This is a genomic window from Pseudomonas sp. 2957 (assembly GCF_031456345.1).
GTDB lineage: Bacteria > Pseudomonadota > Gammaproteobacteria > Pseudomonadales > Pseudomonadaceae > Aquipseudomonas > Aquipseudomonas siliginis.
Map to the genome: position 1 here is coordinate 68,163 of NZ_JAVDUL010000007.1, position 13,703 is coordinate 81,865.

19 protein-coding genes are annotated in these 13,703 nt (G+C 61.1%); 13 read left to right on the forward strand and 6 right to left on the reverse strand.

All coding sequences use genetic code 11. The annotated features are described in order from the left end of the window. Positions 1 to 23 precede the first annotated feature (23 nt). Genes J2Y39_RS23410 through J2Y39_RS23420 form a run of 3 tightly spaced genes read right to left on the reverse strand, consistent with a single transcriptional unit; the run spans position 24 to position 2,112 of the window. The gene (locus J2Y39_RS23410; protein WP_024014498.1) at positions 24 to 590 is read right to left on the reverse strand and encodes a hypothetical protein; all 567 of its coding nucleotides are present in this window, start codon (positions 588 to 590) and stop codon (positions 24 to 26) included. Continuing rightward, positions 587 to 1,534, reverse strand: a complete 948-nt coding sequence (locus J2Y39_RS23415) for a CHAP domain-containing protein (RefSeq protein WP_056790741.1) — start codon at positions 1,532 to 1,534, stop codon at positions 587 to 589. The genes J2Y39_RS23410 and J2Y39_RS23415 overlap by 4 nt, the downstream gene beginning before the upstream one ends. Beyond that, positions 1,531 to 2,112: a PAAR domain-containing protein gene (locus J2Y39_RS23420; RefSeq protein ID WP_310219998.1), complete on the reverse strand. Its 582-nt coding sequence runs from the start codon at positions 2,110 to 2,112 to the stop codon at positions 1,531 to 1,533. The genes J2Y39_RS23415 and J2Y39_RS23420 overlap by 4 nt, the downstream gene beginning before the upstream one ends. A 135-nt stretch (positions 2,113 to 2,247) precedes the next feature. On the opposite strand from J2Y39_RS23420, the gene J2Y39_RS23425 reads away from it, so the two are divergent. Next, positions 2,248 to 2,607 carry a hypothetical protein gene (locus J2Y39_RS23425; RefSeq protein ID WP_056790738.1) on the forward strand — a complete coding sequence of 120 codons (360 nt, stop codon included), beginning with the start codon at positions 2,248 to 2,250 and terminating at the stop codon, positions 2,605 to 2,607. Positions 2,608 to 2,611: 4 nt separating this feature from the next. Here J2Y39_RS23425 and trxA read toward each other — a convergent pair whose 3' ends face one another. The 3 genes from trxA to J2Y39_RS23440 all read right to left on the reverse strand — a co-directional run bounded on the left by trxA (position 2,612) and on the right by J2Y39_RS23440 (position 4,781). Then, positions 2,612 to 3,484 (reverse strand): thioredoxin, encoded by an 873-nt coding sequence (gene trxA / locus J2Y39_RS23430; RefSeq protein ID WP_310220000.1) that lies wholly within the window; start codon positions 3,482 to 3,484, stop codon positions 2,612 to 2,614. A 182-nt stretch (positions 3,485 to 3,666) separates the two neighbouring features. Next, complete coding sequence (locus J2Y39_RS23435) at positions 3,667 to 4,320, reverse strand: methyltransferase (protein WP_056790733.1); 654 nt, start codon at positions 4,318 to 4,320, stop codon at positions 3,667 to 3,669. Beyond that, complete coding sequence (locus tag J2Y39_RS23440) at positions 4,317 to 4,781, reverse strand: YbaY family lipoprotein (protein WP_056790730.1); 465 nt, start codon at positions 4,779 to 4,781, stop codon at positions 4,317 to 4,319. Before J2Y39_RS23440 ends, J2Y39_RS23435 begins: the two co-directional genes overlap by 4 nt. 128 nt (positions 4,782 to 4,909) lie before the next feature. On the opposite strand from J2Y39_RS23440, the gene nrdR reads away from it, so the two are divergent. The 12 genes from nrdR (at position 4,910) to J2Y39_RS23500 (ending at position 13,625) form a co-directional block, all read left to right on the forward strand. Next, a complete protein-coding gene (gene nrdR, locus J2Y39_RS23445; protein ID WP_007910946.1) occupies positions 4,910 to 5,374 on the forward strand; it encodes a transcriptional regulator NrdR in 465 nt (154 codons plus the stop codon). Continuing rightward, entirely contained in the window at positions 5,371 to 6,504 is a 1,134-nt protein-coding gene (ribD, locus tag J2Y39_RS23450; RefSeq protein WP_252878975.1) for a bifunctional diaminohydroxyphosphoribosylaminopyrimidine deaminase/5-amino-6-(5-phosphoribosylamino)uracil reductase RibD, read from the forward strand. The genes nrdR and ribD overlap by 4 nt, the downstream gene beginning before the upstream one ends. A gap of 47 nt (positions 6,505 to 6,551) precedes the next feature. After that, a complete protein-coding gene (locus tag J2Y39_RS23455; RefSeq protein WP_016772981.1) occupies positions 6,552 to 7,214 on the forward strand; it encodes a riboflavin synthase in 663 nt (220 codons plus the stop codon). Positions 7,215 to 7,235: 21 nt separating this feature from the next. Next, entirely contained in the window at positions 7,236 to 8,327 is a 1,092-nt protein-coding gene (gene ribBA, locus J2Y39_RS23460) for a bifunctional 3,4-dihydroxy-2-butanone-4-phosphate synthase/GTP cyclohydrolase II (RefSeq protein ID WP_039761895.1), read from the forward strand. 90 nt (positions 8,328 to 8,417) lie between these two features. Further along, positions 8,418 to 8,894: a 6,7-dimethyl-8-ribityllumazine synthase gene (ribE, locus tag J2Y39_RS23465; RefSeq protein ID WP_003228649.1), complete on the forward strand. Its 477-nt coding sequence runs from the start codon at positions 8,418 to 8,420 to the stop codon at positions 8,892 to 8,894. Next, the gene (nusB, locus tag J2Y39_RS23470) at positions 8,891 to 9,391 is read left to right on the forward strand and encodes a transcription antitermination factor NusB (RefSeq protein ID WP_024014489.1); all 501 of its coding nucleotides are present in this window, start codon (positions 8,891 to 8,893) and stop codon (positions 9,389 to 9,391) included. Before ribE ends, nusB begins: the two co-directional genes overlap by 4 nt. 27 nt (positions 9,392 to 9,418) lie before the next feature. Then, positions 9,419 to 10,384 carry a thiamine-phosphate kinase gene (gene thiL / locus J2Y39_RS23475; RefSeq protein ID WP_310220005.1) on the forward strand — a complete coding sequence of 322 codons (966 nt, stop codon included), beginning with the start codon at positions 9,419 to 9,421 and terminating at the stop codon, positions 10,382 to 10,384. After that, positions 10,381 to 10,884 carry a phosphatidylglycerophosphatase A gene (locus tag J2Y39_RS23480; RefSeq protein ID WP_039761886.1) on the forward strand — a complete coding sequence of 168 codons (504 nt, stop codon included), beginning with the start codon at positions 10,381 to 10,383 and terminating at the stop codon, positions 10,882 to 10,884. Before thiL ends, J2Y39_RS23480 begins: the two co-directional genes overlap by 4 nt. 25 nt (positions 10,885 to 10,909) lie before the next feature. Next, entirely contained in the window at positions 10,910 to 11,647 is a 738-nt protein-coding gene (locus J2Y39_RS23485) for a transporter substrate-binding domain-containing protein (protein ID WP_310220007.1), read from the forward strand. Between the two features lie 144 nt (positions 11,648 to 11,791). Continuing rightward, on the forward strand, positions 11,792 to 12,409 hold the full coding sequence (gene ribA / locus J2Y39_RS23490) for a GTP cyclohydrolase II (protein WP_041477692.1): 618 nt from the start codon (positions 11,792 to 11,794) through the stop codon (positions 12,407 to 12,409). Then, positions 12,406 to 12,825: an MFS transporter gene (locus J2Y39_RS23495; RefSeq protein WP_310220009.1), complete on the forward strand. Its 420-nt coding sequence runs from the start codon at positions 12,406 to 12,408 to the stop codon at positions 12,823 to 12,825. Before ribA ends, J2Y39_RS23495 begins: the two co-directional genes overlap by 4 nt. Continuing rightward, positions 12,825 to 13,625, forward strand: coding sequence for a cobalamin-binding protein (locus J2Y39_RS23500; RefSeq protein WP_310220011.1), 801 nt, complete (start codon positions 12,825 to 12,827; stop codon positions 13,623 to 13,625). The genes J2Y39_RS23495 and J2Y39_RS23500 overlap by 1 nt, the downstream gene beginning before the upstream one ends. The last annotated feature ends 78 nt before the right edge of the window (positions 13,626 to 13,703 follow it).

Below are 13,703 nucleotides of genomic sequence, written 5' to 3' on the forward strand. Positions count from 1 at the left end.
GATTGAATGTCATGCTTGCAGAATCAGAAGCCTGCGCCGGGATAGTCGAACCAATAGTGTCCCGAAAGGACATCGTTGATCAGATTTGCGTCGAGCACGCTCGGGGCATCGCGACTGAAACGCTGTCGCCAAGCCGGAAGCCACCAGTAGTTGATGGCTGTTCCGCGCGGAAATACCACCAGAGTCAGCACCTCCTTATCCATTTTGCCCTGCGTGTAGAGTTGATGACTGCGATCCATCAGGGCCATGTACTGGTCGATTGGCAGTCTGAACATAAGTGCCATGGTGAAGATTTTTTCACTCTGACTGAACGCCGGACTCTGCAGTACCCGCAATGCTTCGCAAGTGTGTGAATTCGGTTGACTCGCTATGCTCTGGCCTTCGGGGGTTGAAAGTATGTCGAAACGATCATCCATGTCTCGCCAGTCGGTCCGGCTATTGCGCTCAAAGTAATCACGAATAACAAGGGTCAGTGGACCTGCAGTTTCCCCGTCAGCGGGACAAGCCGAAAGATCGGCAGGCAACCAGATGCGCCATGCCACGATGAGCAAAAACGGAATTATGAGGAGGAGCGAATAAGGGCGTTTCATTGTGGCGTGCTGTGTTTGTAGCGTCGGAAAATAGTGAAGTCATGGTCGCTGGGATTTGCATTGCCGGTCGCATGGCGAAAACCTGCGTCGTTAACTTCAACTTTTTCCCACCCTGCAGAAATGCATACGCCCTTCGTTAGAACGAAGCCGACATGGCCACTGGCGTCGGAATAATTCATTGCGTAAGCGCCGACGTCCCCGGGCAACGGCGTGCGCTCGACTTTCCAGCTGTTGAGCAATCGTTGTCCATTCGCCCATTCACCCGCGAGCGGAGGGCTAACCTTGGAGAAATATGGCAGGTATTTCGATTTGCCATGTTCAATCAACGCCACGTTGACCCCAATTGCGGTCAGCACGTCGTAGACGAACAGATTGCATTTATTTGTGTTTGGTGGAAATTCCACGCTCTGCCTGAGAGTAGGGTGTGGTAGCGACTTTTTGCTTTTATTCCCTGCCCATTGTGTTGATCCCCGGTGTGACAGCGCCTCCATCAGTATCCTGCGCGGCATGTCCTGAATGACGACTTTCACCGTTCGGGTTTCATTGGTACGTTTCACACCATATTCGACTTCGTAGAACGCGTCGTTCGAGACAGCGCCGCTGGTCGTTAGCGGGACTTTTACCCACGGTGATATCGCTACGATCGAAAGAGACTTCCCTGGATTCAACGTAGCAGTGTGCATACCTTTTTTTGTACCGGAGTTCCCCACAATCTGAACCGTCACTTCGTGGGTGTCTCGGGTTTTGATCGACGGTAGTTCCTTGCCCGCGAGCGTTATAGCGATCTGGCCGTTTTTGGATATCAATGAATAAATGCGAGGCCTGTCATCGTTTTGAACGATGTTGTCATCTACGACCTGACCGTCGATAAGCAGCTGAAATTTTACGCCTGGCGGTGGCTGCATCAGAAAGTCTTTAAAGATGAGTTTGATTTCCGATTTCATGACAAATCCTGTGTCAGGGGCTCTTCATAGGCATAGAAAGTCCATTCGGAATCTTCCCCTACCAACAGGGTGTCATAATCCGAAGCGTTTTTTACCGGGTGTTCGCAGCCTTCGCCTGTGAGGTTGCAAGTGCTGTCTTGTAAAACGGCAACCTTCGCCTTGTCCTTGAGTTTGTAAGCCAAACCTGGCTTTTCCGTGTCATTAAGGCGTTCGATGATGACCTGCAAGTAGCGATAAGAGGTCAGGGCAGCAATCGGTGGCCCCATGTCAATTGGAGCGGGCCGGCCAATTCCTGCGAAACCACTGTGTTGCTGAGTGAGCAGCTTATTGGTCATGGGCGGACAACCGCAGGCGACGTAGTCACCCTCTAGCGCAGCTGGTCCGGCAGGTAAAATCAGCGTTTTTTCACCCACTGCTACGATGGGGCCTTTGCCAGGCCCACAGACCGGACAACTGGCGAGTTGTCCAATGGAAGCGATTATTCTTCCTTCGATATTGAGGTTCTCATTTCCTTCAAGTATCACGCCACCTGTAGAGGTCGGGCCTCCTTTAGAGGCCAGTTTTCGTCCTGAAGACATTGGGAATCCTTCCCGCAAAAAGAGATTAATTTAGCCGATCAACCGGGAATTACCAGATGTGTTTGGCGCCCTTTACTTGGCGTTGCACAAGTCCCGTGGGAGCATGCAGGTCAGAAAAGTGCAGGAGCGAACTTGATGTTGCGGATACGCGGAACGGTCGGCGAGGTGCCGGTGGATTTGACGGTGGAGCTGGATGACAGCGATTGGGCCAGGCTGGGTTCGGCGCTGAGCGGGCAGGCGCCGGTCGCGCAGTCCGAGGCAGTGGCGTCGGCCCCGGCGGCGAAGCCGGTGAATCAGGACGATGCGCTGTGGCAGGTGGCCAAAGACTTGCTGCGTAAGGCCGGGCAACTCAGTGGACCGGATCTGCTCGATCAACTGGAAGCGCTGACCGGCAGTGCGGTGGCGGGCAAGCGTTTGCTCGTGCGCTTGCGCCACAGTTCCGATGTGAAAGTGGCGAGCGGCGGGGATACGCCGCTCTATAGCTGGATCGGGTAAGGCCTTAATACAGCGCCGCAAACACTTTGCGACGGTAAGCCGTCACCAACGGATGATCATTGCCCAGCAGTTCGAACACCTGCAGCAAGGTCTTGTGCGGCAAGCCTTCGCCGTAGCTGCGGTTGCGGATGAACAGTTTGAGCAAGGCGTCCAGCGCCGCTTCGTATTGCTGGCGCGCCAGTTGCTGGATCGCCAGTTGGTACACCGCTTCATCATCCTGCGGATTTTGCGCCAGGCGGCTTTTCAGGTCGGCGGCGTCCGGCAGGTCGCGGGCGAGGCCGAGGAACTGGACCTGCGCCTTGGCCCCAGCGAGTGCGGCTTTGTGCTCATCGCTCTTGACCGCGTCGAGCACGGTTTGCGCTTCGCCCAGCTCACCGCGTTCGGTCAGGCAGCGTGCGTAAAGGATCAGCGCCCTGGCGTTGGTATTGTCTTCATTGAGCAGGGTCACCAGCGCCGCTTCCGCCTCGGCGAAGTGACCTTCGTCGAACATCGCCTGAGCCTGTTCGAACGGGTCGGCAGCGGCCGGTGGCGGCATCTGCACATGCGGTTCGAGCAGGGCGCGCACGGCGGATTCCGGTTGTGCCCCGGCAAAGCCATCGACCGGCTGACCGTCCTTGAACAGCACCACGGTCGGCAGGCTGCGGATGCCGAAGCGGGCGACGATGTCCTGCTCGATGTCGCAGTTGACCTTGGCCAGCAGCAACTCGCCCTGATAGCTCTCGGCAATGCCTTGCAGCATCGGCATCAACGCCTTGCACGGCGCACACCATTCGGCCCAGAAATCCACCAGCACCGGTTTGTTGAAGGAGGCTTCGATCACCGACTGGTCGAAATCGGCAGTCGTGGCGTCGAAGATGTACGGCGTTTGCTCACTCATGGGGGATCTCGTCAAAGCGTGGATGGGGCAACTATAAGGCTTGGTGGGGGGTGGCCGGAAGCGGGGCGGGTCGAGAGGTGTGTTGCATGGGCGGACGCCTTCGCGAGCAGGCTCGCTCCCACAGGGGATTTATGAACGGCACAGATCCAGTGTGGGAGCGAGCCTGCTCGCGAAGCTTTTAGCTAGCGCCGTGCATGGTAGAGGCTGACATGTCTGAATTCTTCGGGCTCGGCCAGATCGGGGAGGGTCATCGCCTCCAGCATCTCGATCCGTTCATACAACGGATGCCGAAAATCCCGCACCCGTGAATCCGCCACCAGCGCCTCGCGTCCGCGACTGAGAAACGCGTCGAGCAGCGGCAAGTTCGCCCGGTCATACAACACGTCGGCAACCAGAATCAGATCGAAGCGATCGGCCTCGGCAAAGAAATCCGTCGAGTAGCTCATCTGCACAGCATTGAGCTCGGCATTTGCCCGGCAAGCGGCGATCGCCAACGGATCGAGATCGCAGGCCACCACTTCCAGCGCCCCGGCCTTCACCGCCGCGATACCGGCAATCCCGGAGCCGGCGCCGAAATCCAGCACGCGCTTGCCGCGCACCCACTCTGGAAACTGTGCCAGATAACGCGCCACGGCCAAGCCGCTGGCCCAGCAAAAGCTCCAATAGGGCGGTTCATGCAGGATGCGCTGGGTTTCTTCCTGGCTGAATTCGCGGGCCATGTTGTCGCCGTCGATCAACCACAGCTGCAAATCGGTGCCCGGCAACGCGCAGGCTTTCAGTCTGGCGTCGCCGAGCAATTCCCCCAAGGCCTGTTGCAGGTCGAGCGGTGCTGTCATGGCGCTTTGACGAATTGCAGCTGGCCCAACGCCTGAGTGGTCGGTTGAGTGATGGTCTGCGATGGCAGGTGCAGAATCAGTTGTCCGGACTGGCTCGCGCGACCGCGCAGCTCAACCCGTGCGCCGGCCGGAAACGCCTCGGGGTTGAAGCGCAGGTGAAACGGCAGGATCTGGTTGTTGCCGATCAGGCTGGAACTGGCGAGCAATTGTTGCGGGCGGTCCTTTTCATCGATTACCAGCAGCGCCAGTTCGACTTCGGCGCCGGCCGGCACCCCTTGCAGGCTGCCGCTCAATTCGCGCTGATGCGCCGGCAGCGGCCCAAGGTCGGCGGCCTCTTTGGCTTTTTTCTGCGCCTGCTGCGGCGCGGGGCCTGGCGTCGGCGGTTGCGGCTTGGGTGCGTCGCTGCCACAGGCCACCAGCAGGCTGAAAAGACTGAGCAGAACGAGCGGACGTAACGGCATTGGAGGCTCCGGCAGAATGAATTCCATGGATCAGACGATCATGCCGTTCTGTATACCGCAAAGCCTATGGCTTGTCTTGCCACGGGGATGCGCTACCATGGCCCTCCCATTTTTTGTTGCCAGCCACCATGCACTGTCCCTTCTGCGGTGCCAACGACACCAAGGTCATCGACTCGCGTCTGGTCGCCGAGGGCGAACAGGTGCGCCGCCGGCGTGAATGCCTGGCCTGCGGCGAACGTTTCACGACGTTCGAGACGGCCGAACTGGTGTTGCCGCGCCTGATCAAAACCGACGGCAGCCGCCAACCGTTCGACGAAGAAAAACTCCGCGCCGGCATGCAGCGCGCGCTGGAGAAACGTCCGGTCAGTGTCGAGCGCCTCGAATCCTCTCTGGTCCACATCAAGCACAAGCTGCGCGCCACCGGCGAGCGCGAGGTCAAGTCCCTCGTGGTCGGCGAGCTGGTGATGGCCGAGCTGCAAAAGCTTGATGAAGTCGCCTACATCCGCTTCGCTTCGGTGTACAAGCGCTTCCAGGACCTCAATGAATTCCGCGAAGAGATCGACCGCCTCGCCCGCGAACCGGTGAAAGAATGACCACCGCCGCCGAGCAGGCGATCCTCGACGCCCATTTCATGGCCCGCGCGCTGGAACTGGCGCGCAAGGGCCACTACACCACCCACCCCAATCCGCGGGTCGGTTGCGTGGTGGTGCGTGACGGGCAGATTGTCGGCGAAGGCTGGCATGAGCGCGCCGGCGAACCCCATGCCGAAGTCCATGCCCTGCGCGCCGCCGGCGAGCAGGCCCGGGGCGCGACGGCGTATGTGACCCTCGAACCTTGCAGCCATCACGGACGCACGCCGCCGTGCGCCGACGCCTTGGTGACCGCTGGCGTTGCCCGGGTCGTGGCGGCGATGCGTGATCCCAATCCACAAGTTGCCGGGCGCGGTTTGCAGCGCCTGGCCGAGGCCGGTATCGCCACGGAAAGTGGGGTGCTGGAAGCGGAAGCACGCAAGCTCAATCAAGGTTTTCTGAAACGCATGGAGTTCGGCTTGCCATTCGTGCGGGTCAAGTTGGCCATGAGCCTCGACGGGCGCACGGCGATGGAAAGCGGCGAGAGCCAATGGATCACCGGCCCGGCGGCGCGTTCGGCGGTGCAGCGTTTGCGCGCTGAGGCGGCGGTGGTGCTGACCGGCGCCGATACGGTGCTGGCCGACGGCGCTCGGTTGACCGTGCGCGCGGACGAACTCGGTCTCGACAGCGAGCAAACCGCGCTGGCCATGAGTCGCCCACCATTGCGCGTATTGATCGATGGCCGCCTGCGAGTGCCGCTGGATGCGCCGTTCTTCAAGGCCGGGCCGGCGCTGGTGGCCACCTGTGTCGCGGTCGAGGAGCAATACGCCAATGGCCCGGAATGCCTGATCGTGCCGGGTGCCGACGGCCAGGTCGATCTGCATCAATTGCTCATCGAACTGGCCAATCGAGGCACCAACGAGGTGCTGGTCGAGGCCGGGCCGCGTCTGGCCGGTGCCTTTGCGCAATTGGGGTTGGTCGACGAATTCGTGATCTTCATTGCCGGCAAATTCCTCGGCTCCACGGCGCGTCCGCTGCTCGACTGGCCGCTGGCGCAGATGAAAGACGCGCCGGAGCTGAAAATCACTGAAATCCGCGCGGTGGGCGATGACTGGCGAGTCACTGCGATCCCTGTCCCTTCAGCCCGCGTATAATTCCCGGCCATTGCGTTAGCGCTGGCCTCGTTCTCAAGGAGAACCCCATGTTCACCGGCATCATCGAATCCATCGGCAGTATCCGCGCACTGACCCCAAAGGGCGGTGATGTGCGGGTGCACGTCGCAACCGGCAAGCTCGATCTGAGCGACGTCAAACTCGGCGACAGCATCGCGGTCAACGGCGTTTGCCTGACCGCCGTCGAGTTGCCGGGCGACGGCTTTGCCGCCGACGTCAGCCGCGAAACCCTTGATTGCACCGCCATGAATGACCTGAAAAGCGGCAGCCCGGTCAATCTGGAAAAAGCCCTGACCCCGACCACTCGCCTTGGCGGGCATCTGGTCAGCGGTCACGTCGATGGTGTCGGCGAAGTGGTCTCGCGCAGCGACAACGCCCGCGCCGTGGAATTTCGCATCCGCGCGCCGAAAGAACTGGCCAAGTACATCGCCCATAAAGGCTCGATCACCGTCGACGGCACCAGCCTGACCGTGAACGAAGTCGATGGCGCCGAATTCATGCTGACGATCATTCCGCACACCCTCAGCGAAACCATCATGGCTTCTTACAAGCCGGGCCGCCGGGTGAATCTGGAAGTCGACCTGCTGGCGCGTTATCTGGAGCGTCTGCTGCTGGGTGACAAGGCTGCGGAAAAGACCGCCGGCAGCACCATCACCGAAAGCTTTCTGGCCCAAAACGGCTACCTCAAATAATTCAAAAGAAGGGGGTGCCTTGTGGCGCTCAATAGCATCGAAGAACTGGTTGAAGACATCCGCCAAGGCAAGATGGTCATCCTCATGGATGACGAAGACCGCGAGAACGAAGGCGACCTGATCATGGCCGCCGAATGCTGCCAGGCCGAACACATCAACTTCATGGCCAAGCACGCCCGTGGCCTGATCTGCATGCCGATGAGCCGCGAGCGCTGCGAACTGTTGAAGCTGCCGCTGATGGCGCCGCGCAACGGTTCCGGTTTCGGCACCAAGTTCACCGTCTCGATCGAAGCCGCCGAAGGCGTGACCACCGGCATCTCCGCCGCCGATCGCGCGCGCACCGTGCAAGCGGCAGCCGCCAAAGACGCCAAGGCTGAAGACATCGTCAGCCCGGGTCACATTTTCCCGCTGATGGCCCAGGCCGGCGGCACCCTCGCTCGCGCCGGCCACACCGAAGCCGCTTGCGACCTGGCGCGCATGGCCGGTTTCGAGCCGAGCGGGGTGATCTGCGAAGTGATGAACGACGACGGCACCATGTCCCGTCGCGCTGAACTCGAAGCATTCGCCGCCGAACACAACATCAAGATCGGCACCATCGCCGACCTGATTCACTACCGGATGATCCACGAACGTACCGTTCAGCGGATTGCCGAGCAGCCGCTGGACAGCGAACTGGGCCAATTCAACCTGGTGACCTATCGTGATTCGGTGGAAGGCGACGTGCACATGGCCCTGACGCTGGGCACTGTCTGCGCCGAAGAGCCGACTCTGGTCCGGGTGCACAACATGGACCCGCTGCGCGATCTGCTGATGGTCAAGCAACCGGGCCGCTGGAGCCTGCGCGCCGCCATGGCTGCGGTCGCCGAGGCCGGCAGCGGTGTCGTGCTGCTGCTCGGTCACCCGCTTGATGGTGACGTGCTGCTGGCGCATATCCGTGAAACCGGTGAGCAGGCAGCGCCGAAAAAACCGACCACTTACAGCATTGTCGGTGCCGGTTCGCAGATCCTGCGTGACCTCGGCGTGCGCAAAATGCGCTTGATGTCGGCACCAATGAAGTTCAACGCGATATCCGGTTTCGATCTGGAAGTTGTAGAATACGTGCCCTCCGAATAATGACCGGCTGTTTCCGGACTCCGATTCGCGGCAAATAATCACTGAGGGGCGCGTAGCAGACGCGTCCCGGCTCTTTAAGAGAACTGACGAATGACCCTGAAGACCATCGAAGGTACCTTCATCGCCCCCAAAGGCCGCTACGCTCTGGTAGTGGGCCGCTTCAACAGCTTCGTGGTTGAAAGCCTGGTCAGCGGTGCCGTTGATGCCCTGGTTCGCCACGGCGTGAGCGAAAGCGACATCACCATCATCCGCGCGCCGGGCGCCTTCGAAATCCCGCTGGTTGCGCAGAAAGTCGCCCAGAAAGGCGAGTTCGCAGCGATCATCGCCCTTGGCGCGGTCATTCGTGGCGGTACTCCGCACTTCGAATACGTGGCTGGCGAGTGCACCAAAGGCCTGGCCCAGGTCTCCATGGAATTCGGCGTACCGGTTGCGTTCGGTGTGCTGACCGTTGATTCCATCGAACAAGCCATCGAACGTTCCGGCACCAAGGCCGGTAACAAAGGTGCCGAAGCTGCCCTGTCCGCTCTGGAAATGGTCAGCCTGCTGGCGCAGTTGGAGGCCAAGTGATTAGCGACGAAAGCGATCGTTTCAACCCGCGCGATCCGAAACCTGCGGATGCCGGCAAGCCGTCGAAAAGCGCCAAGCGTCGCGAAGCCCGTCAGCTCGCGACCCAGGCGCTGTACCAGTGGCACATGGCCCGGCAATCGCTGAACGAGATCGAAGCGCAGTTTCGCGTTGATAACGATTTCACCGATGTTGACGGTGCCTACTTCCGTGAAATCCTTCACGGGGTTCCGCAGTTCAAGACCGAAATCGACACCGCCCTGACGCCGTGCCTGGATCTGGCGATCGAAGAGCTGGACCCGGTTGAACTGGCGGTTCTGCGCCTGTCGACCTGGGAACTGCTCAAGCGCGTCGACGTGCCGTACCGCGTTGTGATCAACGAAGGTATCGAACTGGCCAAGGTGTTCGGTTCGACCGACGGCCACAAGTTCGTTAACGGTGTGCTCGACAAGCTGGCCCCGCGCCTGCGTGAAGCTGAAGTGAAGGCGTTCAAGCGCTGATCGGCGCTTGAATACTTTTTCTCGGCCATGGGCGAGTTTGAGCTGATCCGCAATTTCTTCGCCGCCGCGCCTTGTGCGCAGGGCGGCGAGGGCGTTGCTTTGGGGATCGGCGACGACTGCGCCTTGCTGGCAGTTCCCGTTGGGGAACAGCTGGCGGTTTCCACCGATACGCTGGTGGCCGGTGTGCATTTCGCCGACCCCTGCGATCCGTTTCTGCTCGGTCAGCGCTCGCTGGCCGTCGCGGTCAGTGACCTGGCCGCCATGGGCGCTGCCCCCGTTGCCTTTACCCTTGCCCTGACTCTACCGACGGTGACTGCCGATTGGCTGCAAGCCTATGCCCGGGGTTTGAATCGCATGGCGCAAAGCTGCGGCGTCGCCTTGGTCGGCGGCGATACCACGCGCGGGCCGTTGAGCCTGACGGTCACCGTGTTCGGCCGCGTACCCGCAGGCGAGGCCTTGACCCGCAGCGGTGCGCAGGCCGGTGATCTGCTCTGCGTCGGCGGCGAACTGGGCAATGCGGCCGGCGCCTTGCCGCTGGTATTGGCTCAACGTGATGCCGAAGCGCATATCGCCCAGCCGCTGCTCGATCATTACTGGTCGCCACAGCCGCAACTGGCGCTCGGTCAGGCCCTGCGCGGCAAGGCCACGGCGGCACTGGACATCTCCGACGGCCTGCTCGCCGATTGCGGGCATATCGCGCTGGCGTCGAAGGTGCGACTTGAGATTGAACGCGAGCGTGTACCGTTGTCGGATGCTTTAGTCGCGTTTCTCGGCCAGCGCGGTGCCGAGCGCGCGGCATTGAGCGGTGGTGATGATTACGTACTGGCCTTCACCTTGCCGTCCGCCGAGTTGCCGGCACTGCTGGCCGACGGCTGGCCGATCCATGTGATCGGGCGAGTGCTGCCGGGCCAGGGCGTGGTGCTGCTGGACCGCGACCGACACGACATCACTCCGCAGATTCGCGGCTACCAACATTTTCAGGAGACACCGTGACAGATCACCCGAAACAGGTTCCTGCCGAATTCGTGCCTCCTTCGGTCTGGCGCAATCCGTGGCATTTCCTCGCGTTCGGCTTCGGCTCCGGCACCTTGCCAAAAGCGCCGGGCACGTGGGGCTCGCTGGTGGCGCTGCCGTTCATTCCGCTGTGGCAGATGCTGCCCGACTGGGGCTACTGGCTGATGCTCGGCATCACCATGCTGTTCGGCTTCTGGCTGTGCGGCAAAGTCGCTGACGATTTGCGCGTTCACGACCACGAAGGCATCGTCTGGGACGAAATGGTCGGCATGTGGATCACCCTGTGGCTGGTGCCGGAAGGCTGGTACTGGTTGCTTGCGGGTTTTCTGGTGTTCCGCTTCTTCGATATTCTCAAGCCGTGGCCGATCCGCTGGATCGACAAGCATGTGCATGGCGGCGTCGGCATCATGCTCGACGACGTGCTGGCCGGTGTGTTCGCCTGGCTGGCGATGCAAGGGCTGGTATGGGTATTCGCCTGATTCGACTCACGTGAGGAACCACGCAATGCTGCGACGCGGGTTGGCGCTGCTGCTTCTGGCTCTGCTGGGCACGTTCGCCCACGCGCAGGCCGCCGCGCCTGTGCCTGCGGTCATCCACCTGGCCAGCGAAGACTGGGAGGATTACACCGCCGCCGATGGTCACGGTCTGGCCTGGGACGTGTTGCGCAAAGTGTTCGAGCCGGCCGGGGTCAAGCTGGATATTCGCACGGTGCCGTACACCCGTTCGATCGGGCTGGTGCAGTTGAAGGAGGTCGACGCACTGGTCGGCTCCTACCGCGACGAAGCCGAGCATGTGCTGTACCCGCAATCGAAGTTCGATTCTGATCACATCTACGCGCTGGGCCTGGCCAGCAGCCCGCCGCCGACCCTGGCGACCCTGGGCAGATACCGTTTGGCCTGGGTGCGCGGCTACCGTTACGAAAACTACTTGCCGAACATTCAGCGCTTCAACCAGATCGAACGGCGCACCGGCATTCTGCTGATGCTCAAGCAGGGGCGGGCGGATTACTACATCGATGCGCTGACCGAAATTGAAGCGGTCGTGCGCGATGCTGCAGATCCCGCGCAGTTTCGCTATTCGCATCTGGCTGAGTTGCCGCTGTTTCTCGGTTTCGCCGATACCCCACAGGCTCGCGTGTTGATGGCGCTGTATGACCGGCGCATGGCGGAGCTGGTCAAGAGCGGAGAGTTGAAGCCGGTCTTCGAGAAGTGGCAGCAGCCGTATCCGTTTGATCCAAAATGATCACAATGTCCTGTGGGAGCGCATGGCAGCTGTCATCAAACTTTTTGATGGTTATGCCCGATAATTCAGCCTAAGCGTCTACAGGAACCTGCTGTTACAATGCCCGCCTGCGAATTTTCAGTCTTCTAGATCAGGAGCACATCGGTGCCTGTCGTCTTCGTCGCCGCTTCCAAGCTGCCAACGCCTTTTGCGCAATTCACCATGCACGGCTTTCTCGATGAGAGCACCGGGCGTGAGCACGTCGTGCTGAGCCTCGGTGAAATTGCCGATGGCGCCCCGGTACTCGGTCGCCTGCATTCCGAATGCCTGACCGGCGATGCCTTGTTCAGCCAGCGTTGCGACTGCGGCTCGCAATTAGAGGCAGCTTTGCAGGCGATTGCGCGCGAAGGCCGTGGCGTGCTGCTGTATCTGCGTCAGGAAGGGCGCGGCATCGGTCTGCTGAACAAGATCCGCGCTTACGAGTTGCAGGACGGCGGCGCCGATACCGTGGAAGCCAACGAGCGTCTGGGCTTTGCTGCCGATCAGCGCGACTACGCCATGTGCCTGCCGATGCTCGAACATCTGGGCGTGAAATCCCTGCGTCTGATGACCAACAACCCGCGCAAGGTCAAAGCGCTGACCGACATGGGCATCGTCGTCGCCGAACGCGTGCCGCTGCACACCGGGCACAATCCGCACAACAAACTCTACCTGGCGACCAAGGCCAGCAAGCTCGACCACATGATGGGCAATGAGCATCAGGGCGAGGCCGACCGCGCGTGACCCGCGGCCAGGTGCGGCGGCGGTTGTCGGTGGCCTGGTGGCAATACCTGGCGCTGGCGCTGTTGCCGCTGTTTGTGCTCAACGCGCTGTTCGGTGAAGGCCAGGGCCTGTTGCCAGTGCTGGCGATGCCTTTCTTCATCGCTGGCGTCGCCTCGATGTTTGTCAGCCTCAAGTATTTCGCTCGCTACAAACACGCGTTGATCGCCACGCAAAAAGCCCTCGATACCGCTGAAGAACCCGCCGCCTGGATTGCCCTTGCGGCGCGTCGGCGTACGGCGTTGCTGGTGGCGTCTTTGCCGGCGTGGATTGGCGCGCTGGCGGTGTTCGTCGGCCTCGAAGCCGTGCCGTTGATGCTGCTGGCGCTGTCCACCGCCGTGCTGTTCTACCTCTACCGTATTCCGCGTCAACTCGGTTGATGCCTCGCCTATGGCTGGCGGTTGTGCTGCTCGCCCTGAGCAGCCAGGTGCCGGCCGCATTGCGGGTGGTCAGCCTTGCGCCGTCGCTTTCCGAAATCGTCGTTGAACTGGACTCTGCCGACCTGTTGGTCGGCGTGCTGGATGCGGGCGAGCGGCCGCTGGCAATTGCCGATGTTGCGTCTGTGGGGCGCTACGGTCAGCTCGACATGGAGCGCTTGCTCAGCCTGAAACCGGATTTGCTGCTGCTCTGGCCCGGCAGCGTCGGCGCCGGGCAGCGTGATCAGCTCAAACGTCTGAACATTCCGACCTTCGTCGCCGAGCCGCACACGTTGACGCAACTGGCGACGCAAATTGAAGCGATCAGCAAACAGCTGGGGCGTCCTGAACGTGGGGCGAAACGAGCGGCCGAATTGCGCGAGCAGCTGAATGATCTGCGCCAGCGTTATCGTCGTGATGTGCCGCTGCGGGTGTTTTATCAGGTCTGGGACAAGCCGCTGTACACCATCGGTGGCGGGCAGATCATCAGCGATGCGCTTGAGGTGTGCGGCGCGCGCAATATCTTCGCCGAGCTGAATCTGCCGGCACCACAAGTGAGTATCGAGGCGGTATTGCAGCGTGATCCCGAAGTGATTGTCGCAGGTGATCAGGCGCAGCTAGGGGCGTGGAAGGCCTGGCCGCAGGTGGCGGCGGTCAGGCAGGGGAGACTGCTATTGGTCACTGACAAAGGCCTTGAGCGACCGAGCGGGCAGATGATCAGCGCGACTGCCAAGCTTTGCCAATTGATCGCGCCGGATCGGTAGATCGTATCGCCTGTATTCGCGAGCAGGCTCGCTCCCACACTGGACTTGCGGTGAAAACAAAAGGTGTGGCCGCACTCC